The 22,905-nt window shown below is 47.6% G+C and carries 27 protein-coding genes and 1 pseudogene; 21 read left to right on the forward strand and 7 right to left on the reverse strand.

Annotated features, from left to right (window positions below; translation table 11 throughout):
- Both ACKFKF_RS27440 and ACKFKF_RS27445 read left to right on the forward strand, forming a co-directional pair.
- The coding region (locus tag ACKFKF_RS27440) for an alpha/beta fold hydrolase (RefSeq protein ID WP_446870550.1) at positions 1-758 on the forward strand (758 nt) is incomplete at its 5' end.
- Positions 759-900: 142 nt separating this feature from the next.
- Entirely contained in the window at positions 901-1,302 is a 402-nt protein-coding gene (locus ACKFKF_RS27445; RefSeq protein WP_446870551.1) for a RidA family protein, read from the forward strand.
- A 269-nt stretch (positions 1,303-1,571) separates the two neighbouring features.
- Here the strand turns inward: ACKFKF_RS27445 and ACKFKF_RS27450 are convergent, their stop codons facing one another.
- Complete coding sequence (locus ACKFKF_RS27450; RefSeq protein WP_446870552.1) at positions 1,572-1,757, reverse strand: ribbon-helix-helix domain-containing protein; 186 nt, start codon at positions 1,755-1,757, stop codon at positions 1,572-1,574.
- Positions 1,758-1,874: 117 nt separating this feature from the next.
- Here ACKFKF_RS27450 and map point away from each other — a divergent pair, with 117 nt between their 5' ends.
- Positions 1,875-2,699 carry a type I methionyl aminopeptidase gene (map, locus tag ACKFKF_RS27455; protein WP_446870553.1) on the forward strand — a complete coding sequence of 275 codons (825 nt, stop codon included), beginning with the start codon at positions 1,875-1,877 and terminating at the stop codon, positions 2,697-2,699.
- A gap of 411 nt (positions 2,700-3,110) precedes the next feature.
- Positions 3,111-3,857, forward strand: a pseudogene (gene blaOXA, locus ACKFKF_RS27460) (class D beta-lactamase); the annotation flags it as partial.
- 111 nt (positions 3,858-3,968) lie between these two features.
- Here the strand turns inward: blaOXA and ACKFKF_RS27465 are convergent.
- Complete coding sequence (locus tag ACKFKF_RS27465; protein WP_446870554.1) at positions 3,969-4,907, reverse strand: AraC family transcriptional regulator N-terminal domain-containing protein; 939 nt, start codon at positions 4,905-4,907, stop codon at positions 3,969-3,971.
- Positions 4,908-5,256: 349 nt separating this feature from the next.
- Between ACKFKF_RS27465 and ACKFKF_RS27470 the strand changes: the two genes are divergently transcribed.
- From ACKFKF_RS27470 to ACKFKF_RS27485, 4 genes are all read left to right on the forward strand, one after another.
- Positions 5,257-5,712: an Atu4866 domain-containing protein gene (locus tag ACKFKF_RS27470; protein WP_446870555.1), complete on the forward strand. Its 456-nt coding sequence runs from the start codon at positions 5,257-5,259 to the stop codon at positions 5,710-5,712.
- Between the two features lie 203 nt (positions 5,713-5,915).
- Positions 5,916-6,461, forward strand: coding sequence for a nuclear transport factor 2 family protein (locus ACKFKF_RS27475; RefSeq protein ID WP_446870556.1), 546 nt, complete (start codon positions 5,916-5,918; stop codon positions 6,459-6,461).
- 159 nt (positions 6,462-6,620) lie between these two features.
- Positions 6,621-7,385 (forward strand): SDR family NAD(P)-dependent oxidoreductase, encoded by a 765-nt coding sequence (locus ACKFKF_RS27480; RefSeq protein WP_446870557.1) that lies wholly within the window; start codon positions 6,621-6,623, stop codon positions 7,383-7,385.
- Positions 7,386-7,418: 33 nt separating this feature from the next.
- Positions 7,419-8,153 carry an SDR family oxidoreductase gene (locus ACKFKF_RS27485; protein ID WP_446870558.1) on the forward strand — a complete coding sequence of 245 codons (735 nt, stop codon included), beginning with the start codon at positions 7,419-7,421 and terminating at the stop codon, positions 8,151-8,153.
- A 68-nt stretch (positions 8,154-8,221) separates the two neighbouring features.
- On the opposite strand, the gene add is transcribed toward ACKFKF_RS27485, so the two are convergent.
- A complete protein-coding gene (add, locus tag ACKFKF_RS27490) occupies positions 8,222-9,259 on the reverse strand; it encodes an adenosine deaminase (RefSeq protein WP_446870559.1) in 1,038 nt (345 codons plus the stop codon).
- A 303-nt stretch (positions 9,260-9,562) separates the two neighbouring features.
- Between add and ACKFKF_RS27495 the strand changes: the two genes are divergently transcribed.
- The 9 genes from ACKFKF_RS27495 to ACKFKF_RS27535 all read left to right on the forward strand — a co-directional run bounded on the left by ACKFKF_RS27495 (position 9,563) and on the right by ACKFKF_RS27535 (position 15,347).
- A complete protein-coding gene (locus ACKFKF_RS27495) occupies positions 9,563-9,733 on the forward strand; it encodes an NAD(P)H-dependent oxidoreductase (protein ID WP_446870560.1) in 171 nt (56 codons plus the stop codon).
- A gap of 16 nt (positions 9,734-9,749) precedes the next feature.
- The gene (locus ACKFKF_RS27500) at positions 9,750-10,247 is read left to right on the forward strand and encodes an anthrone oxygenase family protein (protein WP_446870561.1); all 498 of its coding nucleotides are present in this window, start codon (positions 9,750-9,752) and stop codon (positions 10,245-10,247) included.
- Between the two features lie 61 nt (positions 10,248-10,308).
- The gene (locus tag ACKFKF_RS27505; RefSeq protein ID WP_446870562.1) at positions 10,309-11,226 is read left to right on the forward strand and encodes a macrolide 2'-phosphotransferase; all 918 of its coding nucleotides are present in this window, start codon (positions 10,309-10,311) and stop codon (positions 11,224-11,226) included.
- 350 nt (positions 11,227-11,576) lie between these two features.
- Positions 11,577-12,545 (forward strand): NAD-dependent epimerase/dehydratase family protein, encoded by a 969-nt coding sequence (locus tag ACKFKF_RS27510; protein WP_446870563.1) that lies wholly within the window; start codon positions 11,577-11,579, stop codon positions 12,543-12,545.
- An 87-nt stretch (positions 12,546-12,632) separates the two neighbouring features.
- Positions 12,633-12,917: a hypothetical protein gene (locus ACKFKF_RS27515; RefSeq protein ID WP_446870564.1), complete on the forward strand. Its 285-nt coding sequence runs from the start codon at positions 12,633-12,635 to the stop codon at positions 12,915-12,917.
- Between the two features lie 51 nt (positions 12,918-12,968).
- Entirely contained in the window at positions 12,969-13,727 is a 759-nt protein-coding gene (locus ACKFKF_RS27520; RefSeq protein ID WP_446870565.1) for a class I SAM-dependent DNA methyltransferase, read from the forward strand.
- Between the two features lie 49 nt (positions 13,728-13,776).
- On the forward strand, positions 13,777-14,289 hold the full coding sequence (locus ACKFKF_RS27525) for a GNAT family N-acetyltransferase (RefSeq protein WP_446870566.1): 513 nt from the start codon (positions 13,777-13,779) through the stop codon (positions 14,287-14,289).
- 98 nt (positions 14,290-14,387) lie between these two features.
- A complete protein-coding gene (locus ACKFKF_RS27530) occupies positions 14,388-14,786 on the forward strand; it encodes a cupin domain-containing protein (RefSeq protein WP_446870567.1) in 399 nt (132 codons plus the stop codon).
- 9 nt (positions 14,787-14,795) lie between these two features.
- Positions 14,796-15,347: a GNAT family N-acetyltransferase gene (locus ACKFKF_RS27535; RefSeq protein ID WP_446870568.1), complete on the forward strand. Its 552-nt coding sequence runs from the start codon at positions 14,796-14,798 to the stop codon at positions 15,345-15,347.
- Between the two features lie 217 nt (positions 15,348-15,564).
- Here the strand turns inward: ACKFKF_RS27535 and ACKFKF_RS27540 are convergent, their stop codons facing one another.
- On the reverse strand, positions 15,565-18,627 hold the full coding sequence (locus ACKFKF_RS27540; protein ID WP_446870569.1) for a PAS domain S-box protein: 3,063 nt from the start codon (positions 18,625-18,627) through the stop codon (positions 15,565-15,567).
- A gap of 390 nt (positions 18,628-19,017) precedes the next feature.
- On the opposite strand from ACKFKF_RS27540, the gene ACKFKF_RS27545 reads away from it, so the two are divergent.
- A complete protein-coding gene (locus tag ACKFKF_RS27545; protein ID WP_446870570.1) occupies positions 19,018-19,284 on the forward strand; it encodes a hypothetical protein in 267 nt (88 codons plus the stop codon).
- A gap of 95 nt (positions 19,285-19,379) precedes the next feature.
- The gene (locus ACKFKF_RS27550; RefSeq protein WP_446870571.1) at positions 19,380-19,910 is read left to right on the forward strand and encodes a pentapeptide repeat-containing protein; all 531 of its coding nucleotides are present in this window, start codon (positions 19,380-19,382) and stop codon (positions 19,908-19,910) included.
- A gap of 124 nt (positions 19,911-20,034) precedes the next feature.
- On the opposite strand, the gene ACKFKF_RS27555 is transcribed toward ACKFKF_RS27550, so the two are convergent.
- The 3 genes from ACKFKF_RS27555 to ACKFKF_RS27565 form a co-directional block, all read right to left on the reverse strand.
- Complete coding sequence (locus ACKFKF_RS27555; RefSeq protein ID WP_446870572.1) at positions 20,035-21,018, reverse strand: NAD-dependent epimerase/dehydratase family protein; 984 nt, start codon at positions 21,016-21,018, stop codon at positions 20,035-20,037.
- Positions 21,019-21,051: 33 nt separating this feature from the next.
- Positions 21,052-21,426, reverse strand: a complete 375-nt coding sequence (locus tag ACKFKF_RS27560; RefSeq protein WP_446870573.1) for a GFA family protein — start codon at positions 21,424-21,426, stop codon at positions 21,052-21,054.
- Positions 21,427-21,718: 292 nt separating this feature from the next.
- Positions 21,719-22,294 (reverse strand): ATP-dependent Clp protease proteolytic subunit, encoded by a 576-nt coding sequence (locus ACKFKF_RS27565; protein WP_446870574.1) that lies wholly within the window; start codon positions 22,292-22,294, stop codon positions 21,719-21,721.
- 151 nt (positions 22,295-22,445) lie between these two features.
- Here ACKFKF_RS27565 and ACKFKF_RS27570 point away from each other — a divergent pair, with 151 nt between their 5' ends.
- Together ACKFKF_RS27570 and ACKFKF_RS27575 are read left to right on the forward strand one after the other, a co-directional pair.
- The gene (locus ACKFKF_RS27570; RefSeq protein WP_446870575.1) at positions 22,446-22,775 is read left to right on the forward strand and encodes an ArsR/SmtB family transcription factor; all 330 of its coding nucleotides are present in this window, start codon (positions 22,446-22,448) and stop codon (positions 22,773-22,775) included.
- Positions 22,768-22,896: a hypothetical protein gene (locus ACKFKF_RS27575; protein WP_446870576.1), complete on the forward strand. Its 129-nt coding sequence runs from the start codon at positions 22,768-22,770 to the stop codon at positions 22,894-22,896. The genes ACKFKF_RS27570 and ACKFKF_RS27575 overlap by 8 nt, the downstream gene beginning before the upstream one ends.
- The last annotated feature ends 9 nt before the right edge of the window (positions 22,897-22,905 follow it).

A 22,905-nucleotide genomic window follows, 5' to 3' on the forward strand; every position in this document is an offset into this window, starting at 1 on the left:
TTGTGCTCATTCATGGATTTCCCCTCAACGGCCATTCCTGGGAAAAGCAGGTCTTGGTGCTGCTAAATGCGGGGTATCGAGTGATTACCTACGATCGCCGAGGATTTGGTGCGTCTAGCCAACCCTCGTTGGGCTATGACTACGATACCTTTGCAGCCGATTTGAACACGCTGATAACCAAACTTGACTTGCATGATGCTGTGCTGGTCGGCTTCTCTATGGGAACCGGCGAAGTCACGCGCTATCTTGGCAACTATGGCTCAAAGCGGGTGCAAAAAGCCGTGCTGATGGCTCCAGTGCCGCCCTTCCTGCTGAAGACCGCTGATAATCCCGAAGGCGTTGACCAGAGCGTTTTCGATGGCATTATGAAAGCGATCGTTAAAGACCGTCCCGCTTACTTTTCTGAATTTTTCAGAGAATTTTTTAATGTGGATGTGCTGCTGGGCGAACGCATCAGCAACTATGCCATTCAAGCCTGCTGGAATGTAGCAGCTGGGGCTTCTGCTAAAGGAACTTTGGATTGTGTCCCGTCCTGGCTCACCGATTTCCGCGATGATCTGCCCCGGATTGATATACCTACCCTAATCATTCATGGCGATGCCGATCGCATTTTGCCACTTGAATCCACTGCCGCAAGACTCCCGAAACTGATTAAAAACAGTCAGCTTGAGATTATCCCTGGCGGGCCGCACGCCATCAACTGGACTCACGCTGATCAGGTCAATCCCATGTTGCTGGACTTTCTTCAGCAGAAATAGTCAGTAATCTACCGCATTTCTGACTGGTGAAAAAATTGTGAATTCAACTTGTCCACGGTTCCGATCCTGGTGGCTGGCTGGCATAGGCTGAACGTTCAGCACCTGGATCAAAAGAATTAATTGCCACAAAAAAAGGAACACCATGAATAAGCCCGAGTTTTTTGTCACCCCCGGTTATGGGGACTACATGCTAAATGAATTGCATTACTCTCAAGCGCTAAAAATTGGCGATCGCGTGGAGATATCAGGTCAAGGTGGCTGGGATGACAACCTGCAAATTCCTGAAGCGATCGCAGACGAGATTGCTCAGGCGTTTCGGAACGTAGAGCAAACCCTGGCAACTGCCGGGGCGGGTTGGGAGCACGTTGTCCACGTCAATTCTTACCATGTTGGCGGGTTGCCCCCAGAGGTCAACGATGTGATGGTCAGGCTATATCGCCATTACATGCCCAACCATGCCCCAATTTGGACACAGGTAGGAGTCGCGGCTCTTGGACTGCCAACGATGCGGATTGAAATCCGCGTTACTGCAATTGTTCCGTGAGTTTTGCATTAGCGGCAGCACTGTTGCCAGCGATGCTCTACACCGAGCGAAGCAAGCGGATAGAATAACAACTCTAAAGACACAGATCATTTTTGAGCTAGATAGAGCTAGTGGGTAGGCGTTGCCCACTAGCTAAAAACTATGCGGAGCAGGTATTTTATCTACTCTGTACAGAAAGATCTCGGTGTTGTGTGGGGCATAGGGGAACCCAATCCACATATTTTCGGAGCAGCAATTTCTGTGTTTGCATAAAGTTGCTAGCACTGGCTTCAACGCATATTCACCACTTTTGAAGGACTTTGCTGCGTTCGACGTTCCTGCAAAGCCTTATCAATTAATTTTGAAACTAGCCAAGAGACGGAGCGCTCATCTGCCTCTGCCCATTCTTCCAATTCCTTTTTCCACTTTGAAGGAATGTAAGCAACCACTCTGTCTAAGTCTGTTTTTCCGCCCATAGCAAATTTTTTTTTTACTCTCTTGTTATATCTATTATACAAGCAACAAACTAGACCATGCCGTGCTAGACCGTGCTGTGCTAGCATGGTCTAGCAAGAGTGACGGAGACTTTAGATATGAACCATCAAAATTTGCTTTCGATCGCCGCCAACCGCGTGCAGCCGTCAATTAATCGGGGGCTTGTCTTGCTCTCAGCCAGAGAAATGGACAAGATGCGCCGTGTTGGACAACTTGCTGCAAATCTCCTCAATTATCTCGAACCAATGGTGCAACCTGGAGTGAGTACGCAAGCTTTAAATGATGAGGCAGCACGTTGGATGCAAGCTCATGATGCTATCAGTGCCACACTTGGCTATGCTCCTCCTGGTCATCCCCCGTTTACAGGTTCCATTTGCACCAGCGTGAATGAAGTGGTTTGTCATGGAATTCCAAACCCAAAGCAAATTCTTAAAAACGGCGATATCATCAATATCGATGTAACCCCCAGACTAGAAGGTTATCATGGCGACACGTCTAGAACATTTCTAGTGGGTCAAGTATCCACAACAGCCCGGAAACTGGTTGAAGCCACTCAAGAATCCATGATGCGAGGAATTGCTGAAATCAAGCCTGGTGCAAGAGTGGGTGATATTGGCGCTGCAATTCAAGAATATGCGGAGGCAAGTGGATTCTCAGTTGTTCGAGACATGGTTGGACATGGCATTGGCAGGCAGATGCATACAGAGTTTCAAGTTCCTCACTATGGCAAACGAGGCAGTGGGTTGAAGCTGCGTCCAGGAATGGTTTTTACAGTTGAACCTATGCTAAACGAAGGGACTTATGAGCTTAAATCTCTCGCGGATCGTTGGACTGTGATTACGAAAGACAAAAAACTCTCTGCTCAGTTTGAACACACCGTTGCTGTGACTGAGGAAGGGGTAGAAATTCTAACTCTCCCCTAAGCTTTAAGACGAAGTGCCTTTAATTTATGCCTCGATTGTGCTTCTCGATTGAGGTATAACAAGTCGGTGAAGTGGACGGTTGAGAGATTTTGGTGGTAATGCAAAGCTTACCTGGTGCCGCTTTAGTATCTCCCAGAGAAAAGTCCGTAGAAACTTTGAAATTTGTCTGGGATTCTCGCTTGTCGCTTGTGTGGGTAGTATAGCTTCTTAGGCTAGCAAGGACTAAATAGTATGAAACACCGCTTTCCCTGGATCGTATGCTTGACTGTGAGTACTGTGGTATTCGTACAGCCCATCTTGGCTAAATTGTCCCCAAGGATTGATACTCTTCGACTAGATGAGCAAACGAAAGCCCTGGAGACTGAACTCTTCACAAGCGACGAACTACCATTAAATGTCACAGAGGTAGAAGAGCAACCTGACTGGAGCAGATTTTTTGAAGATTTTGAAGCTCAGGGCACGATTGCCATATCAGATCAGCGCGAAGACACTAGACATGTGTGGGTTTATAACCAGGAGCGCGCAAACAGACGCTATTCGCCAGCATCAACATTCAAGATCCCACATACTCTCTTTGCACTTGATGCTGGTGTTGTTCGTGATGAATTTCAAGTTTTTGAATGGGATGGAGTGGAGAGGGACTTCGCTCCACACAATCAGGATCAAAATTTGCGCTCAGCTATGCGAAACTCAGCCGTTTGGGTTTACGAAATTTTTGCTAACGAAATCGGAGAAGCGAAAGCAAGAAAATATCTGACACAAATTGATTACGGGAACGCAGACCCAAGTACTAGTGAAGGTGCTTACTGGATTGATGGAGGGCTAGCAATCTCGGCACAAGAGCAAATTTATTTTCTACAAAAACTGTATTAGAACGAACTACCTTTCAGCGTTGAACAGCAGCGTCCGGTTAAGGACATTATGATCGTTGAAGCAGATCAGAATTGGATTCTACGCGCTAAGACAGGCTGGGAAGGCAGATGGGGCTGGTGGGTTGGCTGGGTCGAATGGCCCACAGGTCCAGTATTCTTTGCCTTAAATATAGATACACCTAACCGTCTGGACGATCTATACAAACGCGAGAGAATTTCGCGCGCTATCTTGCAGTCTATTGATGCATTGCCACCTGAAGTCGATTACAAATCAGCATTTCATTGAGAATGATCCTATGACGTAGACCGATCAACGCGCAGCAGGAGAGTTGGCATGGCTGGAACAACCTTGATGGGCGGCTCTTCAGCTTGCCTCCATCACTACGTTTAATTCCGTTCACCTACTGAGTACTGTTTCGGTTGTCCGTAAACGTTCAACATCCCGGATAGGCGGCGCACCAAACATGCGGGCATATTCGCGGCTAAACTGTGAAGTACTCTCATACCCGACTTGATAAGCAGCTTGAGTTGCATCGATCGCCTCAGCCAGCATCATCTGACGTGCGGTTAACAATCTCAATTGTTTTTGGTATTGCAGCGGACTCATTGAGGTGACTGCTTTGAAATGGCGATGGAACGATGCCGTAGACATATTCGCTTGTTCAGCGAGATCCTCAACCCGCAACGGCTGGCTAAACTCTGCCTTAATTTGTCTGATTACTTCTGCAATTCGCTGCATGTTGCTGCCAGCGGTGGCAACCTGACGAACAGTTTCACCTTGGTGATCGGTGAGTAGACGGTAATAAATTTCGCGGATCATCATCGGGGCGAGAAACAGGATATCCTGTGGTGTCTCTAACAGGTTGATTAACCGGATGATGCAATCCAGCAAAGACGGATTGGCATCGCTAACGCACCAGCCTCTGACCGAGTTTTCTTTGCGATCGTTGTCTCGGTTTGTTTGAGCAATAATCTCACAGAGTTGAACTGGGTCTAGCTTCAGCTTCAAGCCGAGATAGGGTTGATCGGGTGTCGCCTCGATCATGCAAACGCTCAACGGCAAATCCACTGACATCACCAAATATTGAGCAACACCATATTGAAAGATTTCCTCATTTAGCGATAATTTCTTTTCGCCCTGCACCACCATAGCGAACAACGGTTCGCTGACCGTTTGGATGGATTTACAAGTATCGCATCGCACAAAGAAGACTAAGGGATCGATCGCAGTTGGATGATAAATGTCTCCCTTGCTGTCTGTGTGTCGATCGATGAGTGCCGCTAGTTCTGCACATTTATCGATCGCGCTCTTGTGGCTGAGTGTATCAATCGTCATACTGGATTCCTAATTGATGTAGCCTTGCTCATGCAATCATTATAGGAAATCTTTCTGCTTTGCCTGCATCTTTTGAGAGGATTAGGCAATCATCTGCGAGGTTTGTGCATTTAGCCTCCTGATGCTTGCTTATAGGATGAAACTATTCGAGTACAACCGTCTCTAACTGCGGTTCGGCGATCAGATCTTGCCCTTGTAATTAGATGTTACCGATCGGGCCGCAGACTTCGCAGCCGTCAGGCTGCAAACGATCGGTTTGGACGGTTGAAAATAACCCATCGGCACTACGGTTGGATGGCTCAGAACACAAGTTCAGCATCAAACCATATTGATACAAAATAGGTCTGGCATGAAAACACAATCGATGCTCAAAACATTGATAATGACGATCAGTTTGGGAGCTTTTGCATTGGTAAGCTGTACTCCTCAATCTAAGGCAGAAGCACCTGCGCCAGAACCCTCCGTAGAAGCTTCTGCTACTGAATTCCCGTCAGTTTCTCCATCTCCTCAAGCCTTTAGCAATCGCCAAACGATGAATCTAAATCAAGCTAATACGGCAGCCTCCCAAACCAGTAACCTTTACGTCGGAATGTGGGTTACGCAAGATGGTTATATCCGCCATGAACTTCTACCTAACAACCGTTACGACGAAGCTCGCGGCGACAGAGAGAGCGCGTATCAGGGACGCTATGAAATAACAGGAAATCGCATTGATTACTGGGACGATACCGGATTTACCGCCGATGGCGAGTTTCGTGACGGCGTACTTTATCACGGCGGCTATGTTTTTTACCGAGAAAGATAAGCCCTTCAACACATTGAACAGCAAGTGAAAGTGAAAAATCATTGGAGATCTGGTTGCATCCGAGCGCGGTTGAAGCACCCGACATTTCAAGCAAGCCTTAACCTATCTCACCAGCGGTTGCCACATCGGTAAGGTTGTTGTCTATGTCTCCCCCTCGTAGAGCAACAACGACTCGAATTGCATGAAAATTTCAGGAGATTGAGATGATGCGTTATTTAAGTCAGATTTTCATTGGCACAGGGCTGATTGGGCTGCTGGCTATTCCGGCGATGACGCAAGCTCGCACGGATGAGGCAGGTTTTCAGTCGAATGGGACTGCGTTTGAGCCAAGTCATGACTCGCCCGTATTGAATAACCAGCCTGCCCTCGATCCGTTTCCAGCGCTCATAGATTTGGCTCAGGCAACTCAGTCCGATCAAACAGACGCACAGAAGACTCAGATGATCGAACAGCGCAACAAGGAAATCGTCCGGCAGTATTTTGACGGTTGGCGCAACAGAACTGGCAACTTCTTCGACCTGCTCGCTCCAGAGGCAACCTGGACGATTACGGGCACTGGCGCAACTGCGGGAACCTATCGCAAGCAAGCGTTACTTGAGCAAGTCATTAACCCAACCAGTGCCCGATTATCGACCCCAATCGTGCCAACCGTACGCGGCATCTGGGCAGATGGCGATATGGTCATTGCTCTGTGGGATGGAGCCGCGACCGCCGGGGACGGCAGACCTTATCGGAACACCTACACCTAGTATTTCAGAATGCAGGACGGCAAAGCAATCGAAGCGATCGCCTTTCTGGATATGCAAGAGTTCAACGATTTATGGGCAAGAGTTTCGCCGAGGAATTAGTGCTGGTCGCCATGTCGCTGAGCTAAAGCGACTTCCAAAACTTCAGTAAGGAGAATAACCATGACAAACAACACAAAGATCGCGTTGGTCACAGGAGCAAGCCGAGGACTGGGCAAAAATACTGCGTTGGCGCTTGCTAAAAAAGGAGTCGATGTGATCGTGACCTATCGCAGCAGCGAGGCAGAAGCAAGTCGCGTTGTCTCTGAGATTGCAGAAATCGGTGGTAAAGCCGCTGCCCTGCAATTAGACACTGCCAACACAAAAACCTTTGATGAATTTGTGGCACAGGTCAAACAAACACTTCAGGATACGTGGCAGACCGAGCAGTTTGATTTTCTGGTGAACAATGCGGGAATTGGAATCCATAAGCCGTTTGCCGAAACCACTGAGGACGATTTTGATCAATTGATGAACATCCAATTCAAGGGCGTTTTCTTTCTTACCCAAAAGCTGCTGCCCCTACTCAGGGACGGCGGACGGATTGTGAATCTTTCGTCGGGTCTTGCTCGTTTTACGCTGCCGGGCTACGCAGCTTATGCCAGCATGAAAGGCGCGATCGAGGTGCTGACCCGATATATGGCAAAAGAACTAGGACACAGGCAAATTGCCGTCAATGTTGTAGCTCCGGGCGCGATCGAAACCGATTTTGCGGGCGGTGCAGTCCGTGACAATCCAGAAATTAACAACTTCATCGCTTCGCAAACGGCTTTAGGTCGCGTCGGTGTTCCGGATGATATCGGGGGTGCAATTGCATCACTGCTCTCCGAAGACAATCGCTGGGTGAATGCCCAGAGAATTGAAGTCTCTGGTGGTCAGTCTATTTAATTCCAATCCATCTCAACACTCAGGAGAACCATCATGTTGAATGTAGAAAATAAAGTGATTGTTATTACTGGAGCCAGTAGCGGTATCGGTGAAGCCACCGCGAAACTGCTCGCCCAAAATGGTGCAAAAGTCGTTTTGAGGGCACGGCGAACAGACAAGCTAGAAAAGCTAGTCGAGGAGATTCACGCATCCGGTGGTACAGCAGAATGCAAAGCGGTCGATGTGACCGATCGCGACAATGTGAAAGCATTTGTTGAGTTTACCAAAGACAAATTTGGTCGCGTCGATGTCATCTTTAACAATGCAGGTGTGATGCCCCTATCTCCGATGAATGCCCTCAAAGTCGAGGAATGGGACAACATGATTAATGTGAATATCAGGGGCGTATTGAATGGTATTGCGGCGGGGCTACCGATTATGGAAGCGCAAGGCAGCGGGCAAATCATCAATACGGCGTCTATTGGTGCCCATGTGGTAGTACCCACTGCGGCAGTTTACTGTGCAACTAAGTATGCGGTTTGGGCAATTTCCGAAGGACTGCGGCAGGAATCACAAAATATTCGCGTCACTACCATATCTCCGGGTGTCGTTGCCACTGAACTTGGCTCTGATATCACCGATGAGTCATCCAAAGGTTTTTTGAAAGAACTTCGCAAAACTGCACTTGCCTCAGAGGCGATCGCGAGAGCCGTTTTATACGCTGTGTCCCAGCCGGACGATGTTGATGTTAATGAAGTGATTGTCCGCCCGATCCGCCAGATGATGTAAACACTGGATGACATCACTCTGTCTCATCGCTGACGTAGGGATTGGTTAACCTAAGCAGGTGGGGTGACCTACCTGCTTAGGTTAACCAATCCCGAGGCTGTCTCCAGAAAATCCTGCCATTTGATACGATATGCTACTTTTTCTGCTTCACTCAAAAACGTAGCTTCCAGAGTATTGAGATTTAACTGCCATAGTTCCTTCCAGGAAAAACCTTGAGTTGCTAGAGTCAAATATTCATTCACCAAATTAGTGTCGAACATTGGTGGATCATCAGAGTTAAGTGTGCAATAAAGTCCAGCATCAATCATCTGGCGAATGGGATGTGGATGAGAACGCGACACGACACCAAGACAATAGTTGCTTTGAGGCGAGACTTCAAGTGGCGTTTGTAAGATTCGGAGTTCTTCAACTAGAGCATCATCCTCCAAGCATCGAATTCCGTGACCGATTCGTTCAGCCTGTAAATTCTTCAATGCGCCCCAAATGCTCTTTGCGCCCTCTGTTTCACCCGCATGAGCAACGACTCGTAACCCCTGCCGTTTTGCCTCTGCAAACGTTTCGAGATAATCTTCTGGCGGGTATCCTGTCTCTAATCCTGCAAGACCCAAGGCGACAATGATTCCTTTTTCTTTGCCAAGCAAAGCACACTCCAAAGCTTGCTTTTGCAAATGCGGTTGATGGCGAGAGATACCTGCAATAAACTTGACGCGGCTGCCATACTTGGTTTCTCCCCTTACTGCTCCTGTTTCTAGCGCATGAATGAGTTCTTCATTGGAGAATTTATTCAGGTGGAGTGTTGTTCCAAAATGGACTTCGCTGTACCAAATATTTTGCTTTGATTGGTGCTTAAGGAATTGCTCAACAATCAACACATAATCCTCAGGTGTTTGGATACAGCGACTGGCAATGGTATAAACCTCAACAAAATGAGCTAAATCACGGAACTGATAGAACGACTTCCATTCCTCCAATGAAGTTACAGGTAGTTCTACTCGATTCTTTTGTGCCATCTGATAAACAATTTCAGCGTCAATCGCACCCACTAAATGAACGTGAATTTCCGCTTTTGGCATGGCTTGCAGGCGATCAGTTAAAATTGTTCTCATTGATTAGATAGCTCTTTTAAAGATGTGAAGCTTGTGTTCCAGTATGAAAGCTAACTCAAAATATTAGCTTCCTTAGCGTAACGTACAGCGAAACTGATTCTATAGAATCGCATTCTTTCTCCAACTCACCCAATGAGGTGAGAACGAACTTTCTCTATCTTTGGATAGATTCTTTGTCATTACTTTGTTTAGCAACTTGTCTTAAGAATGTGACAGTTCCGCAAGAATCAGATAGCGAAAAGATAAAGCATTTCCTAATCTAAAGGTGTCTGAAGGGGATCAATACGTGAATTAGGAGAAACGATGGCACCTTTGCTACACATTGATGCGAGTCCGCGTGGAGAGCGATCGCACTCTCGCCGCATGACTCGTGAGGTTGTCCAACAGTGGCAACAGCACCATCTCAATGATGCGATCGCCTATCGAGATGTGGGTCGCAATCGTCACAAAATCACTGAGCTAGTTGCTGCATAGGAGTAAATACTGAACTATGATAGGGATTGAATACCTGCATGTCCTGAAACTGCTTGCAGCCCTTGGCTGTGGGTTGATTGCGGGAGTGTTCTTCGCTTTCTCAACCTTTGTGATGAAGGCTTTAGCTCAACAACCAACCGCACAGGGAATCGCCGCCATGCAATCAATCAACATTACGGTGATTAATCCCTGGTTCATGACCGCATTTTTAGGTACGAGTGTTGTTTGTCTGATTTTAATGGTCTTTTCATTCCTTCGATGGCAACAACCCGGCACTGCTTTTTTGCTGACCAATGCTGTGCTTTATCTGATCGGTTGTTTTGGAGTGACAATTATGTTTAATGTTCCACTCAATGATGCCCTGGCTATTGCCAATCCCAACAGTCCAGAAGGTGCAAATCTCTGGGCTAGATACCTAACAAACTGGACGTTTTGGAATCATGTGCGGGCGATCGCTGCATTTATCGCAGCAGCCTTATTCACAATGGCACTCAATGCCCCATCAAAGCTGTAGAGTTTGATGAATTCACCGGAACATCCGGTTCTTTGGCGATTCTTGGTACATGGTAAGAGACATGATCGAAAATATAAAATCACCGCAAGAAGTGCTGGAGCTAGCCGGTAAGAACGGTTTGATCCTCCAGAAAAATTCACTTCAATTTAATGAGTCGGGTCTTGACTTTCAAGTCGTGCTAGCAACCGATATTGATGGAGAGCACTGGATTTTGCGTCTTCCTCGACGGGAGGATGTCTTGCCATCAGTCGATAAGGAAAAACGAACGTTAGAACTGATTGCTCCGCTTTTAAGTGTGGAAGTGCCACAGTGGACAGTTTGCACAAATGAATTGATTGCTTACCGGGCTTTAACCGGTGTGCCAATGGGTACAATTGATCCAGAAGCAAAAGCCTATGTGTGGGAAATTGAGCCAGCGAATGTACCTGATCAATTCCATCAATCGCTAGCTCAGGGGTTGGTTTCTCTACATCAAATCAGCATTGAGAGAGTACGTGCAGTTGGTTTTCCGGTTAAAACTGCCGAAGCCATAAGGGTTGAAATGAAGCAGAGAATGGATGCAGTTAAGAGCGAGTTTAGTGTTGGTCAGGCGTTATGGGAGCGGTGGCAAAACTGGCTTCATAATGATGAAATTTGGGTGCAAGAAACGGCATTAACCCACGGTGATTTACATGCAGGGCATATTCTGATTGATGGACAGGCACGAGTGACCGGATTCATCGATTGGACTGAGGCGTCTGTCGCGGATCCAGCAAAAGATTTTGTTGCCCATTACCGCACGTTTGGTCAAGATGCTCTCAATAAATTGATCTCGGCATATGCAGAGGCAGGAGGGCGCACGTGGTCAAGGATGGCAGAGCATGTGATTGAACTGAACGCTGCTTTTGCTATAGAACTTGCGGAATTTGCGCTAAAGTCGGGATTGGATGAGTACCGACAAATGGCTATGCAGTCGCTTTACTTGAGCGAATCAGAGTAATAGGTGTCTGAATACATATCCCACGATCGCTACAAATACTCAGCACCGAGCGTAGACCATGCCGATCTTTTAGAAGTCGATAATTATAGGGCGATTGCTCATTATCCTCAACTTTGGGAGCAGGAGTGGTGAAGATCAAACTCAACAGCGTGTTTGTTGATGACCAGGAAAAAGTTTTGAGGCTATGAACGCTTAAAGAAATTGGGTGTGGTTTTTTATGCCGAACCAACTCCAATGGGAGAGGTCACGATCGCTGTGTTGAATGACAATTGTGATAATTTGATCTGCTTGGCTGACCAAAGTGGCGGAGTGTAAAGCGTAGCAACTTCTGCCATTATTCATCCCATGCCATGAAAATTCTTGCGATCGGGGCAACAGGTTTTGTGGGTTCACGGGTCACTCGTCAATTAGTGGCGCAGGGACATCAAGTTGCCCTGTTTCACCGAGGCAGTACCACTGCCAGTGAATTAAATTCGATCATCCATTTCTACGGCACACGCAATCAGCTACCCAACTTCAAATCTCAATTTGAACAATTTGCTCCCGATGTTGTGCTCGATATCATCCCTTTTACAGAAGCACAAGTCCAGGATTTTGTTCAGGTGGTCGGCGGTTTCACTCAGCGTATTGTTGCCATTAGCAGTGGAGATGTTTACCGAAACTATGAAGGTTTACAGGGTCAAGGAAGCCATCCCCCTGATCCCGTTCCCCTAACGGAAGATGCACCCCTGCGGGAAACGCGATATCCCTATCGAGACTTTGAGGGGTTAGATTTCGAGTTTAAGCAGGATTACGACAAGATTCTGGTGGAACAGGTGCTAATGGAGCATCCAAAACTTCCTGCCACAATTCTCCGGTTGCCAGCGATGTATGGTTCTGGCGATCGCCAACATCGATTTCTGCCCTACCTTCAGCCAATGTTTGGTCAGCAACCCATTTTATTGGAAGAGGAACAAGCCCGTTGGCGCTTCTCTCATGGCTATGTGGAAAATATTGCAGCGGCGATCGCCCTAGCTGTCACAGACGCTCGCACTGCTGGACGCATCTACAACCTGGGTGAAGCCTCCACCCCAACCTTACTGGAGCGAATTCAGAGGTTAGGAAACTTGGTGAATTGGCATAGCGAGATAGTCACGCTTCCCAAAGACCAACTCCCCGCTCATTTGCAGATGAATTTACAGTGGCAGTATCACCTGGCGATCGATACAACTCGATTTCGAGAAGAGTTAGGCTATGTTGAACCCATACCTGAAAAGGAAGCATTGCAGCAAACGATTGCCTGGGAGCAAGACAACCTGACCACAACCAGCCCAGAGTAGTTAAATGATCACTTAGGAGAAGACAAAGTGATGGGATGACCAATCAAGGATGACTCTCGCAGGTTCTCATTTTCCAACGAATCAACCATGATGCGACGTTTTTCTTCCAGTTCCAACTTAGTCACGATCGGCATCATTTTGATTGCGATCGCCTTCATCGTTCTATTTTTTCTGCCATCGCTGGTTAACCTTCGTTTTAATCTATTAATCTCATCACTGGTTAATCAACGCGTTAGCATCATAACGGACAGTCCAGAGATCATTGCCTCAAGAAGAATCATTGCTGACAGCTATCTCCTTCAAAACGCTTATCTCTTCTTAACGGGTATTGTTTTGCTGACTGCCGGACTATTCAAACAAACAAACCGCTAGTGAAGAAATCATCCCTCCACAGATAGGTGTGAAGTAATCTATCAGAAATCCATGTCAAACCATGAAGAGTTTTACGACAATCCAGATGTAAGAGCAAAATACATTGCCCGTCGCACTCAACCTGACAATCCTAATGACACGCTTGAACGTCCGATTTTTTTAGACCTTGTAGGCAATCTCAACCAGCTTGACATTATTGATCTCGGCTGTGGAGATGCATCGTTTGGAAAAGCAGCACTCTCACAGGGGGCACGCTCTTACATTGGCATCGAAGCCTCTAGCGCAATGGTTAACCTTGCTTTAGCGACGCTAACTAACACATTAGGAAAAGTGCATCATGAGCGGGTAGAAACCTGGAAGGCACAGAGCGAACAGGCGGATCTGGTAGCTTCGCGGCTGGCTCTCCAATATGTTGAAAACCTCGAACCTGTGTTTCAAGAAGCTTATCAAGCCCTTCGTTCCGGTGGTCGCATGATTTTCTCGGTAGAGCATCCTGTGATTACCTCTAACTTTGCGAGTTTGGCAGAGGGTCATCGTACCACCTGGCTCGTGGACGATTACTTCAAACCTGGCATACGGGTGCATCAATGGCTCGGACATGAGGTAACAAAGTATCATCGCATGATAGAGGAGTACTTCGACCTGATCAGGATAGCTGGCTTTGAACTAGAACGTATCCGAGAATCGCGCCCTCAACCTCAAAATTTCTCAAGCCAGGAAGAATATGAGCGGCGTATGAGAATTCCTCTTTTCCTGTTTATTTCAGCACGTAAATCAAGTCCCTCTTCCTCCATCTGCGATAGAACATAAAGAGTACGTGACGAAATGATTGGTAGCAACTACAGAGTCAAGAATCTCCATGCCACTTCGCGTTTTTATTAGAAAGCCAGCCGAAGAAGATTGTCAAGCATTACTAGCCCTTCATCAAAGAAGTCAGGAGTTCCATTTCCCCTGGGCTTTTCCTCCACTCAATGAGCAGGAGTGCAAGAACTACATTAATCGTTGCCAAAATGAGGACTTTGAAGGCTTAATGATTTGCCGTTCAAATAGCGATGAGATTATTGGAGCCGTAAATTTGAGCCAAATCTTCTACCGAGCATTTCAGAATGCTTATCTTGGTTATTACGTTGACGTAAATTTTTCTGGTCAGGGATTGATGTCAGAAGGCGTGCGTTTAGCAATTGATTACGCTTTTTGTACACTCAGTTTGCATCGAGTTGAAGCCAATATTCAACCCCAAAATAAGGCATCCATTAATTTGGTAGAGCGACTCGGTTTCATAAAGGAGGGCTTCTCTCGAAGATACCTGAAAATCAACGGAGAATGGCGTGACCATGAACGCTGGGCTTTAACCGTTGAAGATTGGGTATAGGTATTCCAGAAGCCTGACTTCGTAGCAGGCGGACGAGAGACGTTAGTCAGTTTTCGAGGTTAATTGTTATTTATTTTTTCAGCAGGAGTCATCGAATCATGAGTGCAGTCACTCCACAAAATATCAACTCAACGTTTGTTGTGCTTGATGACGCAAACAATGCTATTCCGATCGCTGTCGGCGATCGCTTTTACGAAAAGCTAGGCCAGCAATTTGGAGACTTCAAGGGAAAGCGATTGATTTCCCACTACACCTTCGAGCAAGACTGGGATAGTTGGGAAAGACACTCTGCTGGAGAGGAATTTGTCTGTCTTTTATCTGGACAGATTGATTTCGTGTTGGAGCAAGACGAAGGGGAAGAAATCGTGTCTCTCAACACCCCCGGTCAGTACATTTTGGTGCCACGCGGAGTATGGCATACGGCAAAGGTTCATACTCCCAGTTCAGTGTTGTTTATTACGCCGGGTGAAGGAACTCAAAGTCGATCGCTTTCCTAAAACACAGCTATGGAGATTACCACCAAACGATTTCTTTTACGTGATTTTGTTCAGGAGGATGAGCCTGCATTCCTTGCCTATCACTCTGACCCTCGTTATGCCGAGTTCTGTTCGTCAGAGGAGGTATCCCCTGACTTTACTCATCAACTGCTTCAACGGTTCATGCAGTGGGCAACCAAAGTTCCGCGACGCAATTACCAGTTAGCGATTGTCGATCGCCGCAATCTGGAGTTAATTGGCTGTGGGGGATTGCGACAGGATGGCTATGCAGCTGGGCAAGCAGAACTGGGAATTGAGCTAGCGCCTCAGTACTGGGGGCGTTATGCTTATGCCATTGAAATCGGGAAAGCTCTGATTGATTTTGGGTTCCGCGATTTAGGATTAGAGGAAATTTTTGGTATTTCTGTGAGTGCTAACCTGAGAGTATCCCGACTAGCAGAACGGTATGGATTCCAGGCGATCAGTACGCAACCGAGTTCTGACTGGATGCGAGTGCGAGGCTGGAGCCAGATTAAGTGGCAACTTACAGGAGCAGCATGGGAACATTTATTTCCTTTGTAAACGTATTGCTAATTATGTTTTTACAAATAGAAAAATAATGATCTTAATGAGTTTCATTAGAGTTTATTTGAAGCTCAATCAGAAGTTCTCTGATGGAAAATAAAGTATTCATCTGTTGGTATTCAATAAGCTTGCCGATAGGGAAACAGGATATGTTGCCGCCGGAATTAATAATCCATGCGACACCCAACTGACCAAAGTTCGCCCAGCGATCGCATCAATAGCCTGAATGTTGATCCTGTGACCTCGGTATAGATTGGGTCAAAGTAGCAATTGTCGAAATCAATGTTCCCGGTGCAACGGGTTTGCTGATTTGACTCTGATAACCTGCTGCTAAGGTCTGATGCTCGTCGGTTTCACTGGCAGAAGTTGTGAGGGCGATCGCCCAAATTCCGCTTAACAAATCTGGATGTAACAATTGAATTTGCTGCATCAAACTGTACCCATCTTCGTCTGGCATCGTGACATCACTGATCAGCACATTAGGTTGAAGCTCAGATGATGTCAGTTCGGTTAAAGTCTGTAGTGCTTCCTGAATCGACGGGGTTGCGATGACTGTAGCCCCTGCCTGTCTGAGCGCCAGGGTCATCATTTCTAGCGATTCTGTTTCATGGTCCACCAGCAGAATTTTTAACCCCTCAAGTGTTTCATCCAGGCAAGGTTCCGGCAGCGGTTGCGGACTGTCCACAGCGCGATCGCCCAGCGGTTCTGGTGGCTTGGGATCGTTTTGCAAAAGCGGCAGGCGGACTGTAAAAATTGCGCCTTTCTCTGCCCCCATGCTGGCGGCTTCAATCGTCCCCCCGTGCAGTTCGACCAGATGACGAGCGATCGCTAGCCCCAGTCCCAAGCCGCCAAATCGGCGGGTGATGCTTCCATCGGCTTGACGAAAGTAATCGAAAATATAGAGCAAAAACTCCGGTTCGATTCCTTTTCCAGTATCGCTAACCTGAATCTGGGCAAAAGCCCCAACAGATTCGAGGGTAATTTCAACACGTCCTCCGACTGGGGTAAATTTGATGGCGTTGGCAAGTAAATTCCACGTCACTTGCTGAATTCGAGAGGGGTTACCTAACACTCGTCCAATGGTATGGTCGAGAGCGGTATGGAGTTGAATCGATTTGGCTTCAGCCGATAGACGAACCGTGGCGATCGCAGCTTCTACGGGTTCAACAACATTCACCGGACAGTAACTCAGGCTCAGTTTACCCTGCAAAATTTGTGACACATCTAGCAAATCTTCAACCAGTTGAGCTTGAAGCCGAGCATTGCGGTCAATACTCGACAAGGCTTGCTCTGTCCGAGCAGCATCAAATCTGTGATTTTTTAGCAGCTTGATCCAACCCAAAATTGGATTGAGCGGCGTTCGCAGTTCATGAGAGATGACCGACAAAAACTCGTCTTTGATTCGATTAGCCGCTTCTGCCTCCTGACGAGCCGCTCGCTCTAATTTCAGTAGCCGTTCACATTCCGACTCAATTTTTTTGCGTTCGGTCAGGTCAATGACAAAGAAAACACCGCCATCACTGCTGTCCTCAAAAGTCGCGCCCCCACAGAGAATGGGCACATGAGAACCATCCTTACAGATATACTCCTTCTCAAAAGGCGTACAGAAACCCTGTTCGGCAATTTCTTGAAGTGCTTTATTTACAACGGTTTCATGCTCATGGGGAGTGATCTCACGCCAACTCAAAGGTTGGCTGCGAAACTCCTCCTGGGTATAGCCTAACATCGTTAACAGGGCATCATTGGCAGACAAAATATCGCCTTTTAGATTCCAGAAGCCCAGCCCAATCATATTTGATTCCACCACTCGTCGGAAGCGAGCTTCACTCTGCCGCAGAGATTGTTCTGCTTGCTTCAGGTCAGTGATGTCACTGGTAATACCTAAAATGGTTGCAACTTCTCCATTGTCTGCAAATTCTGGAATCACTCGTGACAAATAGTAGCGAGTGCCATCCGGAGCCGGAAAATTAAATTCATAGGAGTCTGGCTGTCCGGTAGCAAACACCCGATTGAGTTTTGATTCCCAAAACTGATTCAATTCCAAAGGCATTCCCATCTCGGCATTGCTCTTGCCAATGAATACCTCCGGAGCCAGTCCCGTTGCTTTTGTGATGGCAGGATTAACATACAGATGGCGCAGGTTTCGATCAACCCGTGCAATTATATCAGGAGAATTTTCTGCGAGGGTTCTGAACTGCTGTTCTCGCTGTTGAAGTTCCTGCTCTACTCGTTTGCGATCGTCAATATCAGTGCTGGTTCCAATCCATTTAATCACCTGTCCCTGTTCATCTTTAATCGGCACCACTCGTCCCAAAAACCAGCGATAGCTGCCATCTGCCATGCGATACCGAAATTCATCCTCATTCGGCACCCCCTGTTCAAAAGCCCGTTGCCAGCGAGGATTCAGATAGGCAAGCTCCTCTGGGTGTAAGATTGGTTCCCATCCAGTTTGGTTAATCTGCTCTGGTGTTACCCCTAAGCCCCGTTGCCAGTGCTGATTGGCATATTTAATTTGCCCCTCTGCATTGAGCTGCCAGACCATTTGCGGCATCAATTCTGCCAGGGTGCGATAAAGCTGCTCTCGGTCAGCAAGGGCGATCTCGGCCTGCTTGCGCTCTGTCACATCTCTAGACGTAATGACGATGCCGTCTTCAAACCGAACGACCCGATGACGCAGCCATTGAGTTGCCACTCCTGGCATTCCCTCGGTAGAAAACTCTTCCTCTAGAGCGATGCCACTTTCAACCACCTGCTTGTATCGCTCAAAAAATCCAGCCGCTCGGTTGATGGGCAAGAGTTCACAAAGCCTTTGGTCAATGACTTCGGCACGGCGACGGGAAATCAAATTTGCACCCTGTTCGTTGAGATCCAGAAACTGAAAGTCAATCACCTCTCCTGCTGAATTTCGGACACTCTTGAGCAGGTAGACCGCATCCAAACTACCCTCAGCGATCGCCCGAAACCAGGGGTTGCCTTGCAATTGCTCAGGCTCATTCTGACTCTGATCTTGGGAGTGCCAGGAGCGCCCAGTTTCGCCATCTGCCCATGAATTACCCTCTGAAGAAACCGTCATTGCGGCAAGAGGAAAAATACCAATTGTAGGGATCAAGGCTGAGAACCAGCCCAAACCAGGATCTTGAGTGCAGCAGTTGAGAGTTATCTGTGCCCAAAGAAATTTTTCTGGGTCAGTAACCAGTAGCAGCATCAGTGTGAACAGTAATAGAGCAAGCACTGCAATGCCAGTCTGTTGCAGCCGGATGGAAGTAGAAGTAAACATGCGACTTTTACAGAGTTTGTATAGCAAGAAATGCAACATAACCCTAAAAGAAAATTTTAAGTTTCACATTGATCCCCGGAAAGAGCTTAGGCAGCAGTCCACTCCGCCTACTGGCGATCGCCGCTACCAGCCAGTGGGGGAAGTGAGCCGTGATCAATCTCGTGATCAATCTGTGGATAAAGGAGCCTGTTCCTACTCAGGAAAGAGGAGTTTGCGAGAAGAAGTCATTTTCTGGATAGAGGTTGAGTTCGATCAGGGCTGTTAGTCTAGTCGAAATAACTAACAGACTCCCTAACCGAACAGGTCTTTCAATCTGTGAGCATTCGATCTCAACAATTTCAAAACGGCTAATTTTGAGTAACGATTTTAACGAATCAGGAGAGAGCCAGCATGAGAGGTCATAAAGAACGGAGCGTTGAACCATTGCGTGAGGCAGATCATCCTGAGTATTTGAGAGGCTACCGGGATGGAGTGCGCGATCGCCGCTCAACAGTTCGCCCAGCCTCAGGAGATGGCATTTTAGGAGCGCTGCTGGCGATCGCCCTGATTGCGGGCATTGGATATTTTGGCTACAACTACGCAACCACGGGACGATTTTTGCCTCCGGGCATTGATATCAATCGCCCCTTACCGAGTTCAGAAACGTCCCAACCGTAAAACGGGTGATTTTTCTAGAGCAGAACTGTTTCATATTCAGTATTTCTCCGACTGGGAATGTTGCCAGTCAGAGGTTCATTTGTGAGGAGGCTAGTATGGGACTGGTAGAAATCCTAGAAGAATACTCCAGAGGTAGAAGGGATTCCACTGGAATTGATCTCAGTGAAGCCAGTTTGGTCGGTGTCAATCTTAGCGGTGCAATTCTCGACCACGCCGACCTGAACGGCGCAAACTTAAGTCACGCGAACCTCAGCCATACTCGGCTCCACCATGCCGATTTGAATGGGGCAAATCTGACCCATTCAAATTTGCAAGGAGCAGATCTGCAAGATGCCATTCTCGATGGAGCTATTTTGCAGGGAGCATTGCTGGATCAGGCCAATCTCAGCCATTCTGAGATGACAGTGGCAAACATGACCGAGGCTCACCTGAGTGAAGCCAACTTGAGCGACGCTAATCTGGCGGCTGCTAACCTGGAACAGGCAGATTTGAGTGGAGCGAACCTGGAAATTGCCGATCTGTCTCAGGCGAATCTGCAAGCAGCGGATCTAAATCAGGCAAATTTGAATGGCGCAAATTTGGAAGGAGCCAATACCGAAGGAACGCTTCTGAATGAGGAAACTTGAGATTAGAGGCAGGCGATCGCGGTAGTTCAATGGTAGGCGTTCACCTACAAGACGAAAGAGTGCGGCAATCTGTGACAGGTACAAAGTTCAAATATCCAATCGTGGTAGATTGCTTACGCCTAAATTACTCCACGGGGTATAGACCTTCTGCGAACTTGCGATCGTGATATCCCTTTGACCCTACTGTACGTGCCAAGGGGCTGCGTGGATCAGTTCCCGCTCTCAGACTATCAAGTACGTGCCGAAAATCATATCGCGGCTGCCAGCCAAGGGCATTCCTGGCTCGTTCGTTGACATAAACTCTTTCGATGCTAGAAAATAGCTTCCACCTTTGCTGTGCGTACACTTCCTCGTAGTCCGGGAACTTCCGTTTCACGACAAGCGAGGCGTTGACTTGCAAGTCAAACAGATCGTCTGGAGTAAAAGGAGTCGTTGCACTGATGATGTAGCGAGCGCAGCCGATTAGAGGAGCCTTCTCAAGGGCAAGGAGATGGGCACTCACGACATCTTCAATATCCACACGGCGATAGAGTAATTCATTTGCCTTAATGTTGCCATCTTCGTAAGCCTCGCGGGTCTCTTGATGATCATCTGCTTCTGGAAAGAAGCGCGAGGTTCGCAATACCAAGCATGGCAAACCCCGATTTCGGTAGAAGAGTTCGCATAGGTTTTCTGCTGCTGTCTTTGTCACACCATAAATGTTTTTAGGAATGGGAGCAACTTCTTCAGTAATCCATGCCGCAGGAGCACCCACAGGTGGAATGAGTGCATCGCCGAAAGTACTGGTAGTGCTGGTAAAGACAAACGATTTCACACCAGCCAATACTGCCTCTTCTAGCAGGTTGAGTGTACCTGTGATATTAGTGTCAACAAAGCTTTGCCGACTGTGAGTGGCGATATGGGGTTTATGCAGGGTTGCGGTGTGAAGGACTGCATCGATTCCTGCCATGCAACGTTTGACCCACTTTCGGTCAACGATCGAGCCAACGTGATGAGTGAAGTTTGAAGGTACAATGTCAACCCCAACCACCTCATGGCTGGTCGGTTGCAGTGTCCGCACTAATGCTTCGCCCAAATGACCACTACTCCCTGTCACTAAGATTTTCATAACAGTGAACTAGCCTAAACTTCGCAGTGCCAATTACCAAAGGTTCTTGCCATCGATAACCATGACAGGAGCCGCCGCTGCATCGAAGTTATCGAACAAACGCGCATTTGCACCGATCCGGCGAGTGCTTTTATCCCAGCTTCCATCGGGTTCAAATGCTGGGCTATCGGAGAATGTGGTGCATCCGCACTTAGGGCAGAAGTGATGCGCCACTAGTTTAGTATTCCAGTTATAGACCTCATCATCATCTGCTGGGGTTGTCAGTTTGAACTGACTAGGTGCGTAGTACGCCCATAACGCACCACGTTTAGAACAGAAGGAGCAAGTGCACCGAGTGAGTTTCGCTGGAATGTCGCCCTCTATTTGAAAGGCAGTCTTTCCACAGTGGCAGATTCCCGTGATTGTCATGTGTTCTATCCTATCTTTGCAAATTTACATAAGCAGTGTAACGACCAAGATAAACAGCGGTAAACAACCTTGGCAACTCCACCGCGATCGCTCTACCACGAGAAAAGTGTGATCACCTCTGCCCAACACGGTATCTTTGGAGTTGCGCTTTGCACTAATCGCTAATCCTCAACGCTAAGGTATTTTATCAAAAGTAAATCAAATTGAATCGCGAGTTGATCTAATCCATCACTTGGCTGGGAGATTAAATTCTCAATCGCCAGTAGACGTTACCTTTCAGTTAAGGTGAGGGTCATTTCTGTAGACCAGGCTGGATGATGTGATCAATGAGTCCATAAGCTTGCGCGTCCGTCGCTGACATAAACGTGCGGCGGCTACTATCTCCCGCAATTCGTTCGATGGGTTGTCCGGTCGCTTCGGCATACAGTTCGTAAAGCATGTGCCGTTGACGAAAGACTTCTCCTGCCGCTGCTTCGACGTCGGATGCTGTTCCCCCAGAAAACGAGGTTTCAGGCTGGGCAAGTCGAATCCGAGCATGAGGCTGTGCCGATCGGTATCCAGAAGTTCCAATCGCTAACAGCAATGATCCAATTCCATCAGCAGCACCCGTACACCGCGTATGAACGGGAGCACGTAAACTCCGTATCGTGTCATAAATTGCTAGTCCAGCCGCAACCGAACCTGCCTCGGTCTGAATATGAAGTTGAATTGTAGCGTCTGGATCCTCTCCCTCCAGACAGACCAGTTGAGCGATCAGTCCATTAGCAACCTCATGGGTGATGGGTTGTCGGAGGAATATAGTGCGCGATCGTAGCCAATGATCATCGAGATTCATTCCAGCATTTGAAGCATGATTGAACAAGTTCATTACAGTTCCTCCCTACCATTGAGCGGCTTGAATCGGTGTCACAGTCAGTTGCATCAGTTCTGCGATCGTAGCCAAAATTTGCTCAAATTTCAGATTTACCTCGACTGGAATGTTGGCTTGACATGCAACCATTTAGTTGCATAATAGGGATATGGATGTCGTGTTTAAAGCCCTCTCCGATCCCAGTCGGAGACAATTGCTCGATCAGTTGTACACCCACAACGGACAAACCCTAGGAGAACTTGGCGAACACCTTGCCATGTCGCGGCAGGCGGTCAGTAAACATCTTGCGGTGTTAGAGGCTGCCAATCTGGTCATCACCCTGTGGCAGGGACGAGAAAAACTGCACTATCTCAATCCCGCTCCGATTCAAGAGATCTACGATCGCTGGCTCAGCAAGTACGATCATCAACAACTTGATGCCTTGAGCCAACTCAAGCGTAACCTCGAACGACCCCCCCAGGAGACCGACCATGAGTAAACCGACCTTCCTCTATGTCACCTACATTGCCACGACGATTGAACAACTCTGGGATGCAATCACCAGTGACTCCTTCACCTGCTTGACTGACAAAACTCAGGAAAGCGAGAAAGGAAGCTAGGAGGGAAGT

It is taken from the genome of Phormidesmis sp. 146-12 (assembly GCF_052939495.1).

Bases quoted from the DNA above. Each gene is read 5' to 3' on its own strand.
- ACKFKF_RS27445 (WP_446870551.1), top strand. From the start codon at position 901: ATGAATAAGCCCGAGTTTTTTGTCACCCCCGGTTATGGGGACTACATG.
- ACKFKF_RS27450 (WP_446870552.1), bottom strand. From the start codon at position 1,757: ATGGGCGGAAAAACAGACTTAGACAGAGTGGTTGCTTACATTCCTTCA.
- map (WP_446870553.1), top strand. From the start codon at position 1,875: ATGAACCATCAAAATTTGCTTTCGATCGCCGCCAACCGCGTGCAGCCG.
- ACKFKF_RS27465 (WP_446870554.1), bottom strand. From the start codon at position 4,907: ATGACGATTGATACACTCAGCCACAAGAGCGCGATCGATAAATGTGCA.
- ACKFKF_RS27470 (WP_446870555.1), top strand. From the start codon at position 5,257: ATGAAAACACAATCGATGCTCAAAACATTGATAATGACGATCAGTTTG.
- ACKFKF_RS27475 (WP_446870556.1), top strand. From the start codon at position 5,916: ATGATGCGTTATTTAAGTCAGATTTTCATTGGCACAGGGCTGATTGGG.
- ACKFKF_RS27480 (WP_446870557.1), top strand. From the start codon at position 6,621: ATGACAAACAACACAAAGATCGCGTTGGTCACAGGAGCAAGCCGAGGA.
- ACKFKF_RS27485 (WP_446870558.1), top strand. From the start codon at position 7,419: ATGTTGAATGTAGAAAATAAAGTGATTGTTATTACTGGAGCCAGTAGC.
- add (WP_446870559.1), bottom strand. From the start codon at position 9,259: ATGAGAACAATTTTAACTGATCGCCTGCAAGCCATGCCAAAAGCGGAA.
- ACKFKF_RS27495 (WP_446870560.1), top strand. From the start codon at position 9,563: ATGGCACCTTTGCTACACATTGATGCGAGTCCGCGTGGAGAGCGATCG.
- ACKFKF_RS27500 (WP_446870561.1), top strand. From the start codon at position 9,750: ATGATAGGGATTGAATACCTGCATGTCCTGAAACTGCTTGCAGCCCTT.
- ACKFKF_RS27505 (WP_446870562.1), top strand. From the start codon at position 10,309: ATGATCGAAAATATAAAATCACCGCAAGAAGTGCTGGAGCTAGCCGGT.
- ACKFKF_RS27510 (WP_446870563.1), top strand. From the start codon at position 11,577: ATGAAAATTCTTGCGATCGGGGCAACAGGTTTTGTGGGTTCACGGGTC.
- ACKFKF_RS27515 (WP_446870564.1), top strand. From the start codon at position 12,633: ATGATGCGACGTTTTTCTTCCAGTTCCAACTTAGTCACGATCGGCATC.
- ACKFKF_RS27520 (WP_446870565.1), top strand. From the start codon at position 12,969: ATGTCAAACCATGAAGAGTTTTACGACAATCCAGATGTAAGAGCAAAA.
- ACKFKF_RS27525 (WP_446870566.1), top strand. From the start codon at position 13,777: ATGCCACTTCGCGTTTTTATTAGAAAGCCAGCCGAAGAAGATTGTCAA.
- ACKFKF_RS27530 (WP_446870567.1), top strand. From the start codon at position 14,388: ATGAGTGCAGTCACTCCACAAAATATCAACTCAACGTTTGTTGTGCTT.
- ACKFKF_RS27535 (WP_446870568.1), top strand. From the start codon at position 14,796: ATGGAGATTACCACCAAACGATTTCTTTTACGTGATTTTGTTCAGGAG.
- ACKFKF_RS27540 (WP_446870569.1), bottom strand. From the start codon at position 18,627: ATGTTTACTTCTACTTCCATCCGGCTGCAACAGACTGGCATTGCAGTG.
- ACKFKF_RS27545 (WP_446870570.1), top strand. From the start codon at position 19,018: ATGAGAGGTCATAAAGAACGGAGCGTTGAACCATTGCGTGAGGCAGAT.
- ACKFKF_RS27550 (WP_446870571.1), top strand. From the start codon at position 19,380: ATGGGACTGGTAGAAATCCTAGAAGAATACTCCAGAGGTAGAAGGGAT.
- ACKFKF_RS27555 (WP_446870572.1), bottom strand. From the start codon at position 21,018: ATGAAAATCTTAGTGACAGGGAGTAGTGGTCATTTGGGCGAAGCATTA.
- ACKFKF_RS27560 (WP_446870573.1), bottom strand. From the start codon at position 21,426: ATGACAATCACGGGAATCTGCCACTGTGGAAAGACTGCCTTTCAAATA.
- ACKFKF_RS27565 (WP_446870574.1), bottom strand. From the start codon at position 22,294: ATGAACTTGTTCAATCATGCTTCAAATGCTGGAATGAATCTCGATGAT.
- ACKFKF_RS27570 (WP_446870575.1), top strand. From the start codon at position 22,446: ATGGATGTCGTGTTTAAAGCCCTCTCCGATCCCAGTCGGAGACAATTG.
- ACKFKF_RS27575 (WP_446870576.1), top strand. From the start codon at position 22,768: ATGAGTAAACCGACCTTCCTCTATGTCACCTACATTGCCACGACGATT.